Raw genomic sequence first — 15710 nt, 5'->3', positions numbered from 1 at the left:
ATGTCAGCGTGACTTCTAGCTACGACTGCTCAACGGAAGAAACCCGCTTCGAGGGACTGGCGCACGCGCAGCGAGCCATCGCCGAACAGCAGTGCATCGTCTTCCCCACGGACACGGTGTACGGGATCGCCGCGGACGCCTTCTCCCCGCTGGCCGTCCGTCTCCTGCTGGCCGCCAAGGGCCGCTCCCGGACCATGCCTCCGCCCGTGCTCATCCCGCGGGTTCAGACCATGGACGGGCTGGCCGTGGACATCGGCGACGATGCCCGCAAGCTCGCGGAGAAGTTCTGGCCCGGCGCGCTCACGTTGATCCTGCACGCCCAGCCGTCCCTGGAATGGGACCTGGGCGAGACCAAGGGCACCGTCGCGCTGCGCGTCCCCGATGACGAACTGGCCCTGGAAATCCTGGCCCGGACCGGTCCTCTGGCGGTCTCCTCGGCCAACCGGAGCGGTCAGCCGGCCGCGCAGACGGCTGCCAACGCCCAGGAACAGCTCGCCGAGTCCGTGGAGGTCTACCTCGACGGCGGACCCCGCCCGGCCGAGTCCGAGAGCGAGGACATCGCCCTGCCGTCCACGATCGTCGACTGCACCGGCAGCCGCGCCCGTGTGGTGCGCCAGGGTGCGATCGCACTGGAAGATCTCCGTGACGTGGTCCCCTCGATCCTGGCGTTCGGCCAGGAGGTCCCCGTCTGGCAGCCCGGCGCCGACAGCGCGCTGAACGGTGAGGATGCTGCGACGGACGCCGACGTGGCGGACGACGCTGAGCCGGCCGAGCCGGCCGAACAGACCGATGCCCCGGAGACCCCCGACGCCGCCACCGACGCCGCCGACGCTGCGGCGGAGGACAACTCATCGGAGGACACCCCATCGGCGGAGGACGCCTCAACAGCCGAAGCCGCAACGCCCGACGCCCCAGCCGACCTCCCGACGGATGACACGGCACAGTCCGCCGGGGCCGAGCGGATCCCCGGACAGCAGGAACCGGGTAAGGACGCCTGAGTGAAGCGCGAGAGGGTCCCTCTGCTCGGCGTGGAGGTGACCCCCTGCACCGCCACGGAGCTTCTGGAAGAGTTCGGACGGCTCGTGTCCGACGGCGGCACCCACACCGTGGCGGGGCACAATCTGCACAGCGTCACCCTCTGCTTGTCCGATCCGGATTTCGCGGAGTTCTATGACAAGAGTTCCGTGGTCCTGATGGACGGAGCTCCCGTCGCCAAACTCTGGGCGCGGGCTCATGGGCCGGCGTCGGGTGCGGGGGAGTACCGTCTTGGCACCACCGACTGGCTGCACCGGATCGGTGAAGTGCCCGGTCTGGACCGTGTCGCCGTCCTGGGCGCGGGCGCGGAGGCCAATGACGCCGCCGTCGGGGAACTGGCCCGACGGCTTCCTGACGCCCGGGTGGAGGGCATGTCAGGTGAGGACTGGGGCCCGGAGACCGAGGCCCGTGCCGTGGCGTGGCTCAGGGGATTCCGCCCTCAGCTCGTGCTCGTCGGTCTCGGCATGCCCTTGCAGGAGCAGGTCATCGGCCGTCTGACCGCTGAGGGCCTTCCCGCGGTGTACTGCGCCGTGGGTGGCGCGATCGAGCAGACGGCGGGTCTCCAGCGCTTGGCGCCCCGGTGGATCGGCCGCCTCGGATTCGAGTGGGCCTACCGCTTGCTGTTCCATCCGCGCAGGGTCGCCTACCGCGTGTTCGTGGAACCGTGGAAGCTCGCGTGGCTCCTGGTCCAGCGCAGGTTCCGGGGCTGACCCGCGCCCTCCGGGCGCGGCACGGATCGTGCCCGGATCAGAACTTCTGCTGGTCCAGCGGCGCGAAGCCCTTTTCCCGCAAGCCGAGCGAGAACGCACGGAGCCAGCCCAGATACCCCTTGAGGTCGCCGCGGCGCAGGAAATACACGGTGTAGCCGCCGACGTCGGCCACGAACGACTTCACCCGCTTGTAGCGGCGGATGAGGTACCCCCGGTTGCGGTAGTAATAGAAGCGCTTGAACGCGGATCCCGGCACGATCACGTGCCAGCGCGCTCCGAAGACGTGCTGCGTCTCGTCCTCCGCCGCCGGATGGCTGATGGCGGCAGTGGTCACCGTGCCGAACCGGATCCCGGCCTTGCGGAGCCGGATGGTGAAGTCCACCTCATCGCCCCGGATGAACAGCCGGATGTCCGGGAATCCCACGCGGAAGAACACGTCCGAACGGATGAGCGCCCCGTTGAAGAAGTGCCCGTCGTCGGGGATGAAGCCCAGTCGTTCCACCTCCGAGCGGTCGTGGGTGACCTTGCCGTCCAGGCGGAAGAAGAACGAGAGCCTGCTGGAGTCCTGCGGGGAGACGACCAGGGGCACGACGGCGTCGAGTCCTCGCGCTTCGGCCTCCCGCACCAGGGTGGCCAGGCAGTCCTCGCCGAGCGGGACGGCGTCGTCGTCCATCATCCAGACCCATTCGGCGCCGCTGGCGACGGCCTTCAGCGCGGCCAGTGCGAAACCGCCGCCGCCTCCGAGGTTCGCCTCGGACCGGACGTAGTCCACCTGTGGATACCGTGCGGCGATGTCGGAGGCCGGCCGGGTGCCGCTGTCCACCAGGCAGATGCTGGTGATCGGTGCGCTCTGAGCCGTCAGTGAACCGAGGAGGACCTCGAGATCGTCGGGACGGTCGAAGGTCACCGCCGCCACGGCAACGGTCGGATTCATTGTGTTCCTCTCAGGGTGTTCTGCCACGTCGCCGTGTCACCACTTGGTATGGTGAAACCCGCAACCACGTCACGGACTGAGTATCCTGACTACCGTCAACCTTATTACGTGGTCCGGTCGCCGTCGGGACGGTGCAACGCAGGACACCGCGGATCCGACGATCCCATGAGAGCAGGATCAGTGCAGAAGAACAACCGACGCGGAAGCGGGGACCTGGTTCCCACTCACGCATCGCGGGGCCGTTCCGCATGATCATGTATTCCCTCATGGCGCTCACCGCCATGGTCGTCTCCTACTTCGCCACGTGGCTGGCCCGATCGCTGGGCAACCGGTACGAGCTCTTCACACCGATCCGCCTCCGCGACCAGCACTCGAAACCGGTGCCCCGGTTGGGCGGCCTGGGGATCTTCGCCGGTGTTCTGGTGGCGCTCCTGGTGGCCAGCCAGTCCTTCTTCGTCAAGGACATCTTCAAAGGCAACGCCTCGCCCTGGGGGGTGCTCGCGGGCGCCGCCGTGATCGTGCTGGTCGGACTTCTGGACGACCTCATCGACCTCAAGTGGTGGATCAAACTGCTGGGGCAGTTCGGCGCGGGGCTCGTCGTGGCCGTCTGGGGTGTGCGCATGACGGTCATCCCGTTCTTCGGGGAGCCGATCCACCTCACCTCCTACCCCCTCAGCGTCGCGGTGACGGCCTTCCTGATCGCCGTCACCATGAACGCCCTGAACTTCATCGACGGGCTGGACGGCCTCGCGGCGGGTGTCTCGATCATCGGTGGTTCGGCGTTCTTCCTCATGGCGTACTGGGTGCACCGGAATGCCGTGCTCCTCGACTATTCGGACCTGGCCACGCTGCTCACTGCCGTGATCGTGGGGAGCTGCCTGGGCTTCCTTCCGCACAACTGGTATCCGGCGCGGATCTTCATGGGGGATTCCGGCGCCATGCTGATCGGCCTGCTCATGGCCTCCGCCGGCATCGTGGCCACGGGCCAGGTGGGTTCCGGGCTGTACGAGCGGGTCAACGGCCTGCCCACCGTGCTGCCGCTGCTGCTGCCCTTCATGGTGATGGCCGTCCCGCTGCTGGATCTCATCTCGGCCGTGGTGCGGCGCACGGCGCGCGGCCGGTCCCCCTGGGCCGCCGACCGTGGGCATCTGCACCACAAGCTCCTGGACCTCGGGCATTCCGACCGGTCGGCCGTGCTCCTCATGTACGCGTGGACCGCCGTCCTCGCCTACGGCTGCGCTGCGATGGCGTTCTTCCCGTGGGGGACCGTGGTGACCGTGGTGCTGGTGCTGTGCGCGATCCTCACCGCGATGACCCTCAAGCCCCGCCTCGCGCGCTCCGCCGACGACTCCTGAGGCACCGATCACCCCTCTTTCTATCTCGTGTAGAATTTAACCCCGGAAGTTCACTTCAGCTTCCGCACCCTCATCTCACACGCTGATAGGCCGCCATGTCTGCATCCACGCCCCGCCCTTCCAGGGCTTCTCGGCGTCGGACGACGACGGCGGGGGATCCCGGATCGCTCTGGCTCCGCCTTCTGGCACTCAGCTCAGCGGCGGCCACCGCCGGTCTTCTCGTCACCGCGGTCATCGCCGTGGTGATGAACGGGGGACTGGGCGCACTGTCCGTGCTCTGCGGCGGTGCACTGGTGATCGTCTTCTTTGCGATCTCCCTGCTCGCCGGGCACTTCGTCGGCAGGAACAACCCCTCTGGGGCCATTGGCCTCATGGTGGCGCTGTACTTCGTGAAGGTCGTGGTGTTCGGCGTCGTGTTCCTGGTCCTCGGTGCTCCCGGCTGGCTCCATGGCCGATGGTTTGTTACTGCGGCAGTCGTGACTGTTGTCTTGTGGCAGATCGCGGAACTCTATGGTTTCTCCAAGGCCCGCCTCTTGATTTTCAACGAGCCCACCCAGGCCGCTGAACAGGCACAAGACTCCTCCGGAACCACGGAAGGAGGCCGCTGACATGGCGACAGAAAACAAGCGCCCGTCGGAAGCCGATCCTTCGCATCAGGGCGACGGCGGCTACAACGCCGGAATGGCGGTCTTCAGCTATATCGTCGGCGGAATCCTGGTCTGGAGTTTGATAGGGTGGGGACTGGATTCACTGTGGGGGACCCGCTGGATTGTACTCGCCGGAGCATTGCTCGGGGCGGTCGGCGGTTTCTATCTCGCCCAGATGCATGGATTCTTCAAACACCGCGCTGACAGTTCCGGCACGGACTCGAAGAAGCCTCACACGCCTTCCAAATAATTTCACAGGGGGAGCCGCTCACCGAGCGTGGAGCCCCGCTAATTTGCCCAACGATGGACACTGCAGAGAGGAAACGCGTTGTTCGCGCTTACGCTCCCCGCTCAGGATTCGGGTTCTTTCAACCCGCCTGGTATTGACGAAATGCACCTCCCGGCGATTTTGCCCTGGGGTGCAGCGGACGGCTTCTCCAAGCAGATGCTCCTGGTGATCCTCTCCGTGGTCATCATTGCGGCGTTCTTCGTGGCCGCCGCCCGCAAGGGCCAGCTGGTGCCCGGAAAGCTCCAGTTCGCCGGTGAGTCCGCCTACGGCTTCGTCCGTAACGGCATCGCCAAGGACATCATCGGCGGTAAGGACTTCATCAAGTACGTCCCACTGCTGTTCAGCCTGTTCTTCTTCATCCTGGTGAACAACATCTACGGCGCGATCCCCGTGATCCAGCTGCCGTCCTTCTCCCACGTGGGCGGCGCCTACGTGCTGGCAGGTCTCGTGTACCTCACCTGGATCGTGATCGGCGTGAAGAAGAACGGCATCCGTTACTTCAAGCTGGCGACCGTTCCCTCGGGCGTGCCGTTCTACATCCTGCCGCTCGTCGTCCCGATCGAGATCATCTCGAACTTCGTGGTCCGCCCCATCACGCACAGCCTCCGTCTGTTCGCGACCATGCTGGCAGGTCACCTGATCGTGATGATCGCGGGCTCCGGCATCGAGTTCCTCATCGCCCAGGAGAACGTCCTGCTGAAGGGCACCTCGCTGCTGGTGCTGGCAGGCGCTGTGGCCATGTACATGCTGGAAGCGCTGATCATGGTGCTGCAGGCGTACGTGTTCACGCTGCTGACCGCCATCTACATTGAAGGCGCTCTCCACGCGGACAGCCACTAAGACTTCACCCACACTTCCCCTCTCGGGGAAAAACAACCCCGTAACAGCCGCTCCGCGGCGACTGAAAGGAAAACCATGAACGGCGAAATCAACGGCTCCCTCAACCTCGTTGGCTACGGCCTCTCCGCCATCGGCGGTGGCATCGGTGTGGGTCTCGTGTTCGCGGCCTACATCAACGGTGTGGCTCGTCAGCCCGAGGCGCAGCGCGTGCTGCAGCCGATCGCATTCCTGGGCCTGGCCCTGACCGAAGCCCTCGCCATCCTCGGCCTGGTTTTCGCGTTCGTTCTGAAGTAAACCTTCAGCCCCTACGCCAAATCAGTTACGAGTAGATAGGACGGGTGAATATGGATCAGCTGATCCTTGCTGCAGACCAAGCCCATGAGTCTCCGAACCCGCTTGTTCCCAATGTCTGGGAAATGGGCGTGGTCCTGGTCGGCTTCCTGGTTCTGCTCTTCATCGTGGTCAAGTTCGTTGTCCCGATGTTCGAGAAGACCTACGCCGAGCGTGCCGAAGCCATCGAAGGTGGCATCGCGAAGGCTGAGAAGGCCCAGGCCGAGGCTACGGCCGCTCTGGAAGAGTACAAGCAGCAGCTGACGGACGCCCGCACTGAGGCCAATCGCATCCGCGAAGAAGCCCGTGCTGAAGGCGCCCAGATTCTGGCTGACCTCAAGGAGAAGGCCGCCGCCGAGGCAGCCCGTATCACCGAGCAGGCCCACGTACAGATCGAGGCAGAGCGTCAGGCCGCCGTCGTCTCCCTGCGCAGCGAAGTCGGCAGCCTTGCCACGACGCTCGCCGGGCGCATCGTCGGTGAGTCGCTGGATGACGACGCCCGCGCATCCCGCGTGGTCGATCGCTTCCTCGCCGATCTGGAGAACCAGAGCGCAGGTGCAGCACAGTAATGGCAGGTGTATCGAGCGAATCGCTGAAGACGGCGCTGGCCGAGGTGGAGCCCAAGCTCCCCACGGCTCCGCTGTCCCTGGCAAACGAGCTTTTCGGAACCCTCGAGGCTCTTGACGGCTCGGCCGGTCTGCGCCGGGCTCTGACGGATCCTTCGCGCACCGCGGAGGAGAAGGCGGGTCTGATCCGCGGACTGCTGGCCGGCAAGGTCTCAGCCGATGCAGAGCAGATCGTCAGTTCGCTGGCGGCCTCCCGCTGGGCTGACTCCCGCGACATCGGCGATGCGCTCGAAACTATCGCCGCAACCGTGGCGATCGCCGTCGCTGAGTCCAAGGGCGCCGCAGCAGGTCGCGGCGCTTCCGGGCTGGAAGCACTGGAGAACGATCTCTTCGCGTTCAACACGGTGGTCGATGGCAGCCATGAGCTGCAGCGCGCCCTCGTGGAGCCGGCTGCTGCACCGCAGCAGAAGGCAGACCTGGCACGCAAGCTCGTGCCCGGAGCCAGCGAAGAGGCACAGCTCCTCATCCGTCAGGCCGTCGTCGCCCCGCGTGGCGTCAAGCCGGCCAAGCTGGTGGAGCGCTTTGCAGAGTTGGCCGCCAAGCGCCAGGAGCGCTGGATCGCCACGGTGGAAGTGACCCGCCCCCTCACCGAAGAGCAGCAGGCCCGCCTCCAGGCCGGTCTGAACGCGCTCTACGGCCGGGAGCTCAAGGTCAACACCGTCGTGGATCCGGAGCTCATCGGCGGAATCCGCGTCAAGGTCGGTGACGAAGTGGTTGACGCTTCCCTGCTGACCAAACTCGGCGAACTGCGCCGCAAGCTGGCCGGCTGAGCCAGGCAAGCACAACTTACCGACAGAACACCAGGTCATCGTGAGCAGCGATGATCACGAAACAGGAGAGCAGGGACTGCAGATGGCCGAATTGACCATCAATGCCGACGACGTCCGCAATGCCTTGAACGAGTTCGCGGCGTCTTACGAGCCCGGCAATGCCGAGCGCGTCGAGGTCGGCCGTGTGACCGCCGCCAGCGACGGTATCGCCCGTGTCGAGGGCCTTCCCTCGGTCATGGCCAACGAACTCCTTCGCTTCGAGGATGGAACTCTGGGCCTGGCCCAGAACCTTGACGTCCGTGAGATCGGCGTGATCGTACTCGGTGACTTCACCGGTATCGAAGAAGGCCAGGAAGTGCACCGCACGGGTCAGATTCTTTCTGTCCCCGTCGGTGACGCGTTCCTCGGCCGTGTGGTTGACCCGCTGGGCCAGCCCATCGACGACCTGGGCGACATCAAGGCTGAGGGCACCCGCGCACTGGAGCTCCAGGCACCGGGCGTGACCCAGCGTAAGTCGGTTCACGAGCCGATGCAGACGGGTCTCAAGGCCATCGACGCCATGATCCCGATCGGCCGTGGCCAGCGTCAGCTGATCATCGGTGACCGCCAGACCGGTAAGACGGCCATCGCGGTGGACACCATCATCAACCAGAAGGCCAACTGGGAGTCCGGCGACGTCGACAAGCAGGTTCGCTGCATCTACGTCGCGATCGGTCAGAAGGCGTCCACCATCGCCGCTGTCCGCCAGACCCTGGAAGAGAAGGGTGCCCTGGAGTACACCACGATCGTGGCCTCCCCGGCGTCCGACCCCGCGGGCTTCAAGTACCTGGCACCGTACGCCGGTTCGGCCATCGGCCAGCACTGGATGTACGGCGGCAAGCACGTCCTCATCATCTTCGATGACCTCTCCAAGCAGGCCGAAGCCTACCGCGCCGTGTCGCTGCTCCTGCGCCGCCCGCCGGGACGTGAAGCCTACCCGGGTGACGTGTTCTACCTGCACTCCCGTCTGCTCGAGCGTTGTGCCAAGCTCTCCGACGAGCTGGGCGCGGGCTCGATGACCGGTCTGCCGATCATCGAGACGAAGGCGAACGACGTGTCCGCCTACATCCCGACGAACGTCATCTCCATCACCGACGGCCAGATCTTCCTGCAGTCGGACCTCTTCAACGCCAACCAGCGTCCGGCCGTCGACGTGGGCATCTCGGTGTCCCGCGTGGGTGGTTCCGCTCAGGTCAAGGCCATGAAGAAGGTCTCCGGCACCTTGAAGCTGGACCTCGCTCAGTACCGCGACATGCAGGCCTTCGCCATGTTCGCCTCGGACCTGGATGCGGCTTCCCGCCAGCAGCTGACCCGTGGCGCCCGCCTCATGGAGCTGCTCAAGCAGGGCCAGTACCAGCCGTACCCGGTCGAGAACCAGGTCGTCTCCATCTGGGCCGGCACCAACGGCTACCTGGACGATGTCCCGGTGGAGGACGTGTCCCGCTTCGAGTCCGAGTTCCTCGAGCACCTGAAGCACAGCACGTCCATCCTGACCACCATCGGCCAGACCAACCTGCTGGAGAACGACACGGTCGAGGCTCTGAAGACGGCGATCGCCGACTTCAAGCGCGGCTTCTTCGGCGAGGGTCACAGCCAGCTGGTCGGCGCCGGTCACGAGGAGCACGAGGCCATCTCGGGCGACTCCGTCGACCAGGAAAAGATCGTCAAGCAGAAGCGCTAGAGGCGCATCACCCCGGGGCCACCTTCACGGGTGGCCCCGGGGTACCGCACCGGAGCCTTGGATCCGCTGGATCCTAAGAAAGGACAAGTATGGGAGCCCAGATCCGGGTCTACCGCCAGAAGATCGCCTCGACCACGTCGATGCGCAAGATCTTCAAGGCGATGGAACTGATCGCGACCTCTCGCATCGGTAAGGCACGTGCTCGTGTTGCTGCATCGCAGCCCTACGCCCGCGCCATCACCCGTGCCGTTTCTGCTGTCGCCAGCCAGAGCCAGGTGGAGCACCCGCTCACCACTGAGCCCGCTCAGGTGCGCCGCGCCGCCGTCGTCGTGATGACGGCCGACCGTGGTCTCGCCGGTGCGTACTCGGCGAGCGTGCTCAAGCAGGCCGAGGGCCTGATCGAGCTGCTTCACAGCGAAGGCAAGGACGTCAAGACCTACCTGGTGGGTCGCAAGGCGCAGGCCTACTTCGATTTCCGTTCCCGTCCTTACGCCCGCGTCTGGACCGGCGGCACCGATGCTCCGGAGTTCGCAACCGCTCAGGAGGTCAGCAAGGTCATCCTTGAAGACTTCGCCACCGACTTCGAAGAAGGCGGCGTGGAGGAGATCCACGTGGTGTACACGCGCTTCAAGTCCATGGTGACCCAGGAGCCGACCGTGGTCCGCCTCCTGCCCCTGGAGGTCGTGGAAGAGGAGGACACTCCGGAAGCGGAGATCCTGCCCCTCTACGATTTCGAGCCCGAGACCGAGCAGGTGCTGGACTCGCTGCTGCCGCGCTACATCGAATCCCGCATCTTCGCGGCGATGCTGCAGGCTGCCGCGTCCGAGCTGGCTGCCCGTCAGCGTGCCATGAAGTCCGCAGGCGACAACGCGACCGAGCTGATCAAAAAGTACACGCGACTGCGCAACACGGCCCGTCAGGCCGAAATCACGCAGGAGCTCACCGAGATCGTGGCCGGTGCCGACGCACTCGCGTCGTAACCGCCCGAGGATCCCGGCGCAGCCTTCGCGGCTGTACCCAAAGCTAGACTTAACACACGCCATCTACTGAGTGAAGTGAGAGAGATGACTGCCACCGCTACCGAGCACGCAGCCACCGCGGCCGGCGCCACCGGTCGTATTGCCCGCGTCATTGGGCCGGTTGTCGACGTCGAATTCCCGGCCGACGCCATCCCGGAAATCTACAACGCCCTGACCACTGAGGTCACCCTCAACGGTGAGACCAAGACCATCACCTTCGAGACCTCGCAGCACCTGGGTGACAACCTGGTCCGCGCGATCTCGCTGCAGGCGACCGACGGCCTGGTCCGCGGCACGCAGGTCTTCGACACCGGTGCCCCCATCTCCGTGCCTGTGGGCGACGGCGTCAAGGGCCACATCTTCAACGTGCTCGGGCAGCCGCTGGACGTCGAAGAGTCCGAGCTCCAGGTCTCCGAGCGCTGGCCCATCCACCGCAAGGCCCCGAGCTTCGCGAGCCTCGAAGGCTCCACCGAGATGCTCGAAACCGGCATCAAGGTCATCGACCTTCTCACCCCGTACATCAAGGGTGGCAAGATCGGCCTGTTCGGCGGCGCCGGCGTGGGCAAGACCGTGCTCATCCAGGAAATGATCACCCGTGTTGCTCGCAACTTCGGTGGCACCTCCGTGTTCGCCGGTGTCGGTGAGCGCACCCGTGAGGGTAACGACCTCTGGGTCGAAATGGACGAGGCCGGCGTTCTGAAGGACACCGCTTTGGTGTTCGGCCAGATGGATGAGCCGCCGGGAACGCGTCTGCGCGTGGCCCTGTCCGCTCTGACCATGGCGGAGTACTTCCGCGATGTGCAGAACCAGGACGTGCTGCTCTTCATCGACAACATCTTCCGCTTCACCCAGGCCGGTTCCGAGGTGTCGACCCTGCTGGGCCGCATGCCGTCCGCCGTGGGTTACCAGCCGAACCTGGCCGATGAGATGGGTCTCCTCCAGGAGCGCATCACCTCGACCAAGGGCCACTCGATCACGTCCATGCAGGCGATCTACGTCCCTGCTGACGACTACACCGACCCGGCGCCGGCCACCACCTTCGCGCACCTGGATGCGACCACCGAGCTCTCCCGTGAGATCGCTTCCCGTGGTCTGTACCCGGCCGTGGACCCGCTGACCTCCACTTCCCGCATCCTGGATCCCCAGTACATCGGCAAGGACCACTACGACACCGCTGTGCGCGTGAAGCAGATCCTGCAGAAGAACAAGGAACTCCAGGACATCATCGCCATCCTCGGTGTCGATGAGCTCTCCGAAGAGGACAAGATCGTCGTGGCCCGTGCCCGTCGTATCCAGCAGTTCCTGTCCCAGAACACCTACACCGCCAAGCAGTTCACCGGCGTCGAGGGTTCGACCGTGTCCATCAAGGACACCATCGAGGGCTTCAAGGCGATCTGCAACGGCGACGTCGACCACATCGCCGAGCAGGCGTTCTTCAACGTCGGTGGCATGGACGATGTCGAGCGTCAGTGGGCCAAGATCCAGTCTGAGACCCGCTGATCATGGCTGAGCTCGACGTTGAGGTCGTCGCGGCGGACCACTTCGTGTGGTCCGGCGCGGCCAAGGTGGTCAACGCCCGCACCAGCGATGGCGCGATCGGCATCCTCCCCGGGCACGCGCCGGTTCTGGCGATCCTCGCGGAAGGTGAGCTGTCCATCGAGCCGGTCACGGGCAGCCGCATCCACGTCACCGTGGATGGGGGATTCTTCTCCGTTGACAATGACCGAGTGGTGATCGTGGCTGACAATGCTCAGCTCAACGATTCCGCCGCGGCGTAGGGCTGAATAGTCCGCGCTAGATGGGTGATTCGGTCATTGTCACTCTGGGCATCGCAGCGATCCTCGCGATCATCATCGGTGCTCTGTGCCTGGTAGGGGTGCGCCGCGTCAATCTGCGGCGCGCCCTGGGCACCATTGACGCCTCCATCTGCCTGGCCAACGGCCGCTGGCAGATGGGGGTTTGTCGTTTCCAGGGCTCGGAACTCGAGTGGTTCAAGATGTTCTCCCTGAGTCCCACGCCGCGCTACAGCTTCGAGCGCAACCAGCTTGATCTGGTGCGACGGCGTGAACCGGGCGAGGCGGAGTCCTCCAGGATCCAGCCGGGCTCGGTGATCGTGGAGCTGAGCTATGAGGGTCAGGAAGTGCTGCTCGCGATGCGTTTCGATGAGTACACGGGGCTCTCCTCCTGGCTGGAAGCCGGGCCGAGACCGGGACTCAACCGGCTCGACTGAGCACGTGCCCGGGAGCACCTCCCGGGAACGACGAAGGCCGGGCCGTGTGCCGCTGTGGGATTCTCCACGGCGGCACACGGCCCGGCCTTCGGCATTTCTGAGGGTCGTGCGGCTCAGCCGAGCCATTCCCCCTGGCGCATGACGCGCTGGAGCTGGAGATCGGCGTCGAGCACCACGACGTCGGCACGCAGGCCGCGCCGCAGGCTCCCCACTTCGTCATCGAGTCCCAGGACGTCCGCGGGGACGGCCGTCGCCGAGCGGACGGCGTCGGCGAGGGGGACGCCGGCGGCGACGGTCCGCTGGACCACTTGAAGCAGCGTGGCGGTGCCACCCGCGATCGACCCGGTGGCGTCGAGGGTCGCGACCCCGTCCGCGACAGTGACAGGGGAGGGGCCGAGCATGTAGTGCCCGTCGCTCAGGCCGGCGGCGGCCATGGAATCCGTCACGAGCAGCACATTCGCAGAGCCCACCAGCTCGAAGACGGTCAGCGTGGTCTGGGGGTCGAGGTGGGTGTTGTCGGCCACGAGCTCGACGGCGGCGCGCCCGGCCTGGGCGGCGCGGAGGCACGCCGTCACGGGGCCGGGATCGCGGTGGTGGATGGGCCGCATGCCGTTGAACAGGTGGGTGACGGTCGGGCGGCTCGTGGAACCGTCGAAACCCGCGGCGGCGAGGCCGTCCCGTGCGGCGGCCAGGGAGCTGGCGGCGGTGGGGTCATCGGAATCGGTGTGACCGAGCGACGGAACCACGCCGTGGGTGGTCAGCAGGTCCACGAGCTCCGCCGCTCCCGGCAGTTCCGGGGCGTAGGTCATGGTGCGGAGCTTGCCGTTGGCGGCGAGGATGAGCTCCTCGGCGAGCTCCAGATCCGGATTCAGCAGGAAGGCGGGGTTCTGCGCTCCGCAGCGGGCCTCGGACAGGAAGGGACCTTCGAGGTGGATGCCTTCAAGGAGTCCTTCCTCGGTCAGATCGACGTAGAGGCCGATGCCCTGGAGAAGATCCTCGCGGGACGCGGTGACCATGCTCGCGAGGAGCGAGGTGGTGCCGGCGCGGTGCAGGAAGTCGATGGCGGTCCGGGCGGAGTCTTCCTGCCCCGAGGGGAAGTCACCGCCGTTTCCGCCGTGGCAGTGGATGTCGACCAGGCCGGGGATCAGGATGGCGCCGTCGGGCAGGGGCGTGGGCTCCACGCCATCGAAGGCCGGGTCTGAGAAGCCCTCCGCGGGCCCGGCGTGGACGATCCTGCCGTCCGCGATGGCCACCAGTCCGTCAGCGAGGGAGTCGCCGTCGGAGACGATGCGGCCGCGCAGGATGACGCGCTGTCCATCAGGTGAAGAGGTGCTGTCCAGAGGCATGCCATGAGTCTACGGGCAGGACCGCGGACGGTTGAAGCGTGACCTGCTTGGGGTGGCGCCGGCTTGCCGTCCTCAGGCGGAGTGGAACCAGCGCGGGAGGTGGCGCTCGGGGCAGGTAGCCTTCCGCAGCGCCCACGTTCCGCATGGCGTCGCAGTCCAGGGGCGCGCAGTCGATCACGCTGTGCTCCTGGGCGGTCCGGCTTTGCACTTATTCAACAATGCAGATGGGATGGTCATCTCAGACTGACCGATTATTGTTAGTGCCGAGTTCAGCTACAGGTCGAAGGTCGTTCTGACCGGAAAGAGACTGAAATCTCGGTTGTTCGAAGACAATTTCAGTCGTCAGGCCTGTTGTCGCCTGCACAACTCCACCTCCCGAGTGAACGGTCCGGCTAATATTGGTCCATGCTCTTCTGGGACTGGTGGAGAACGATCGACTGGGGGGACGCAGCAGGCTGGGTGTCAGGGATTGCGACAGCGGGCGCGCTCGTATTTGCGGTGGTACAGCTTCGGCTGGAGTTCAAGCGGCGTCGCAGTGAAGCTCACAGTTTGCAAGCATCACAAGTGACAGCGTGGTTCGACGTGGCGAGCAATAGCGTTTGCGTGCGAAACGACTCGGGTGCCGTTATTTACGAGGTATTCGCTGCACTCATCTTGAATAAGCCCGACGATTGGAGCTCCTCTAAGAGTCAAGGCCGCGATTTCAGTCGACTCATGCGAGTTGTGCCTCCGAGGACGACGGTCCGCGCGGTCCTGGGCCAGGGCTGGGCTGGCATGAGCGCTGTGCCATACGCCAAGGTCACCTTTCGAGACGCGAAAGGGACAACTTGGACGCGAAGCACCAGTGGAGGTCTTCATGAGGACGACAAAGATGTCTACGCGAAGTATGGACTCGAGCGTCCCTACGGTTTCGATGAGTCTGAAGTGATTGCGTGATTTGTGCCGATATCGCATCTTCCCGGATGCGATTCGTAGTCTCGTCTCACCTTGAAGGATTCAGCGATCACCAAGTTAACTTGGTCGCGCCGGCATAGGGAGCGGATCCTTCGTTTCCGCGAGCAAGGCTGTGGAGATCCAAATTCTTAGGTTCAGCAAGGTACCTAGAACAGCCGGCTCTCCGCGTCGTCCACGCCGCGCATCGCGTCGTAGTCGAGCGTCACGCAGTCGATGCCGCGGTCCTGTGCGAGCACCCGGGCCTGCGGCTTGATCTGCTGGGCGGCGAAGATGCCGCGCACGGGGGCGAGCACCGGGTCCCTGTTGAGCAGTTCGAGGTACCGGGTGAGCTGTTCGACGCCGTCGATGTCGCCGCGGCGCTTGAGCTCGATCGCGACGGTGGCGCCGGCGGCGTCGCGCGCCAGAATGTCGACAGGGCCGATCGCGGTGAAGTACTCACGGCGGATGAGGCTGTATCCGGTCCCGAGCAATTCGATCTGTTCGGCGAGAAGCCGCTGGAGGTCGGCCTCGACGCCGTCCTTGATCAGCCCGGGATCGACGCCGAGGTCGTGGGCGGTGTCGTGGAAGATCTCGTGGATATTGACGATCAGCCGGTCGTCGGTCTTGGCGGACTGCACCACCCACTGCTCGGAAACGCCGGTCTCCAGCTCCGTGTCCTCAGGGGCCTGGACCCGCAGGGTGGCGGGCGGGCTCATCCAGTTGAGGGGCTTGTAGGAGCCGCCGTCGGAGTGGACGAGGACGGAACCGTCCGCCTTGACCACCAGGAGGCGCTTAGCCAACGGCAGATGGGCCTTGAGCCGGCCGACATAGTCCACGGAGCACTGAGCAATCACCAAACGCACGCACAGAACAATACCGGCTCGGGCAGCGAACGGGCGTGCGGGCCACGGCCCTGTGCGCGCCGG

General features: G+C 65.4%; 17 protein-coding genes. 14 read left to right on the top strand and 3 right to left on the bottom strand.

Annotation, left to right across the window (positions count from 1 at the left end; genetic code table 11):
- The first annotated feature begins 8 nt into the window (after positions 1-8).
- Positions 9-998, top strand: coding sequence for an L-threonylcarbamoyladenylate synthase (locus QFZ52_RS09880; RefSeq protein WP_307497447.1), 990 nt, complete (start codon positions 9-11; stop codon positions 996-998).
- Positions 999-1745, top strand: coding sequence for a WecB/TagA/CpsF family glycosyltransferase (locus QFZ52_RS09875; RefSeq protein ID WP_307497446.1), 747 nt, complete (start codon positions 999-1001; stop codon positions 1743-1745).
- A gap of 37 nt (positions 1746-1782) precedes the next feature.
- Here the strand turns inward: QFZ52_RS09875 and QFZ52_RS09870 are convergent, their stop codons facing one another.
- Positions 1783-2679: a glycosyltransferase gene (locus QFZ52_RS09870; RefSeq protein WP_307497445.1), complete on the bottom strand. Its 897-nt coding sequence runs from the start codon at positions 2677-2679 to the stop codon at positions 1783-1785.
- 248 nt (positions 2680-2927) lie between these two features.
- Between QFZ52_RS09870 and QFZ52_RS09865 the strand changes: the two genes are divergently transcribed.
- From QFZ52_RS09865 to QFZ52_RS09810, 12 genes are all read left to right on the top strand, one after another.
- Positions 2928-4034, top strand: coding sequence for an MraY family glycosyltransferase (locus tag QFZ52_RS09865; RefSeq protein WP_307497444.1), 1107 nt, complete (start codon positions 2928-2930; stop codon positions 4032-4034).
- Positions 4035-4129: 95 nt separating this feature from the next.
- Positions 4130-4642 (top strand): hypothetical protein, encoded by a 513-nt coding sequence (locus QFZ52_RS09860; RefSeq protein WP_307497443.1) that lies wholly within the window; start codon positions 4130-4132, stop codon positions 4640-4642.
- A gap of 1 nt (position 4643) precedes the next feature.
- On the top strand, positions 4644-4931 hold the full coding sequence (locus QFZ52_RS09855; RefSeq protein ID WP_307497442.1) for an AtpZ/AtpI family protein: 288 nt from the start codon (positions 4644-4646) through the stop codon (positions 4929-4931).
- A gap of 78 nt (positions 4932-5009) precedes the next feature.
- Positions 5010-5810, top strand: a complete 801-nt coding sequence (gene atpB, locus QFZ52_RS09850; protein WP_307497441.1) for a F0F1 ATP synthase subunit A — start codon at positions 5010-5012, stop codon at positions 5808-5810.
- Between the two features lie 75 nt (positions 5811-5885).
- Positions 5886-6104 (top strand): ATP synthase F0 subunit C, encoded by a 219-nt coding sequence (gene atpE, locus QFZ52_RS09845; protein WP_066210942.1) that lies wholly within the window; start codon positions 5886-5888, stop codon positions 6102-6104.
- Positions 6105-6154: 50 nt separating this feature from the next.
- Positions 6155-6709 carry a F0F1 ATP synthase subunit B gene (locus QFZ52_RS09840; protein ID WP_307497440.1) on the top strand — a complete coding sequence of 185 codons (555 nt, stop codon included), beginning with the start codon at positions 6155-6157 and terminating at the stop codon, positions 6707-6709.
- Positions 6709-7536: a F0F1 ATP synthase subunit delta gene (locus tag QFZ52_RS09835; protein ID WP_307497439.1), complete on the top strand. Its 828-nt coding sequence runs from the start codon at positions 6709-6711 to the stop codon at positions 7534-7536. Before QFZ52_RS09840 ends, QFZ52_RS09835 begins: the two co-directional genes overlap by 1 nt.
- Before the next feature lie 82 nt (positions 7537-7618).
- On the top strand, positions 7619-9256 hold the full coding sequence (atpA, locus tag QFZ52_RS09830) for a F0F1 ATP synthase subunit alpha (RefSeq protein WP_307498702.1): 1638 nt from the start codon (positions 7619-7621) through the stop codon (positions 9254-9256).
- 89 nt (positions 9257-9345) lie between these two features.
- Positions 9346-10236 carry a F0F1 ATP synthase subunit gamma gene (locus tag QFZ52_RS09825; protein WP_307497438.1) on the top strand — a complete coding sequence of 297 codons (891 nt, stop codon included), beginning with the start codon at positions 9346-9348 and terminating at the stop codon, positions 10234-10236.
- Positions 10237-10320: 84 nt separating this feature from the next.
- A complete protein-coding gene (gene atpD / locus QFZ52_RS09820; protein ID WP_307497437.1) occupies positions 10321-11775 on the top strand; it encodes a F0F1 ATP synthase subunit beta in 1455 nt (484 codons plus the stop codon).
- A 2-nt stretch (positions 11776-11777) separates the two neighbouring features.
- Entirely contained in the window at positions 11778-12053 is a 276-nt protein-coding gene (locus QFZ52_RS09815) for a F0F1 ATP synthase subunit epsilon (RefSeq protein WP_066210930.1), read from the top strand.
- A gap of 20 nt (positions 12054-12073) precedes the next feature.
- Complete coding sequence (locus QFZ52_RS09810) at positions 12074-12505, top strand: DUF2550 domain-containing protein (RefSeq protein WP_307497436.1); 432 nt, start codon at positions 12074-12076, stop codon at positions 12503-12505.
- Positions 12506-12618: 113 nt separating this feature from the next.
- Here the strand turns inward: QFZ52_RS09810 and QFZ52_RS09805 are convergent, their stop codons facing one another.
- The gene (locus QFZ52_RS09805; protein WP_307497435.1) at positions 12619-13851 is read right to left on the bottom strand and encodes an N-acetylglucosamine-6-phosphate deacetylase; all 1233 of its coding nucleotides are present in this window, start codon (positions 13849-13851) and stop codon (positions 12619-12621) included.
- A 1100-nt stretch (positions 13852-14951) separates the two neighbouring features.
- On the bottom strand, positions 14952-15647 hold the full coding sequence (nucS, locus tag QFZ52_RS09800; RefSeq protein WP_307497434.1) for an endonuclease NucS: 696 nt from the start codon (positions 15645-15647) through the stop codon (positions 14952-14954).
- Positions 15648-15710: the final 63 nt, after the last annotated feature.

This window comes from Arthrobacter woluwensis, from assembly GCF_030816155.1.
Taxonomy (GTDB): Bacteria; Actinomycetota; Actinomycetes; order Actinomycetales; family Micrococcaceae; genus Arthrobacter_E; species Arthrobacter_E woluwensis_A.
This window is presented reverse-complemented; position numbering and strand designations above follow the sequence as displayed.

Bases quoted from the DNA above. Each gene is read 5' to 3' on its own strand.
- QFZ52_RS09870 (WP_307497445.1), bottom strand. From the start codon at position 2,679: ATGAATCCGACCGTTGCCGTGGCGGCGGTGACCTTCGACCGTCCCGAC.
- QFZ52_RS09865 (WP_307497444.1), top strand. From the start codon at position 2,928: ATGATCATGTATTCCCTCATGGCGCTCACCGCCATGGTCGTCTCCTAC.
- QFZ52_RS09860 (WP_307497443.1), top strand. From the start codon at position 4,130: ATGTCTGCATCCACGCCCCGCCCTTCCAGGGCTTCTCGGCGTCGGACG.
- QFZ52_RS09855 (WP_307497442.1), top strand. From the start codon at position 4,644: ATGGCGACAGAAAACAAGCGCCCGTCGGAAGCCGATCCTTCGCATCAG.
- atpE (WP_066210942.1), top strand. From the start codon at position 5,886: ATGAACGGCGAAATCAACGGCTCCCTCAACCTCGTTGGCTACGGCCTC.
- QFZ52_RS09840 (WP_307497440.1), top strand. From the start codon at position 6,155: ATGGATCAGCTGATCCTTGCTGCAGACCAAGCCCATGAGTCTCCGAAC.
- QFZ52_RS09835 (WP_307497439.1), top strand. From the start codon at position 6,709: ATGGCAGGTGTATCGAGCGAATCGCTGAAGACGGCGCTGGCCGAGGTG.
- atpA (WP_307498702.1), top strand. From the start codon at position 7,619: ATGGCCGAATTGACCATCAATGCCGACGACGTCCGCAATGCCTTGAAC.
- QFZ52_RS09825 (WP_307497438.1), top strand. From the start codon at position 9,346: ATGGGAGCCCAGATCCGGGTCTACCGCCAGAAGATCGCCTCGACCACG.
- atpD (WP_307497437.1), top strand. From the start codon at position 10,321: ATGACTGCCACCGCTACCGAGCACGCAGCCACCGCGGCCGGCGCCACC.
- QFZ52_RS09815 (WP_066210930.1), top strand. From the start codon at position 11,778: ATGGCTGAGCTCGACGTTGAGGTCGTCGCGGCGGACCACTTCGTGTGG.
- QFZ52_RS09810 (WP_307497436.1), top strand. From the start codon at position 12,074: ATGGGTGATTCGGTCATTGTCACTCTGGGCATCGCAGCGATCCTCGCG.
- QFZ52_RS09805 (WP_307497435.1), bottom strand. From the start codon at position 13,851: ATGCCTCTGGACAGCACCTCTTCACCTGATGGACAGCGCGTCATCCTG.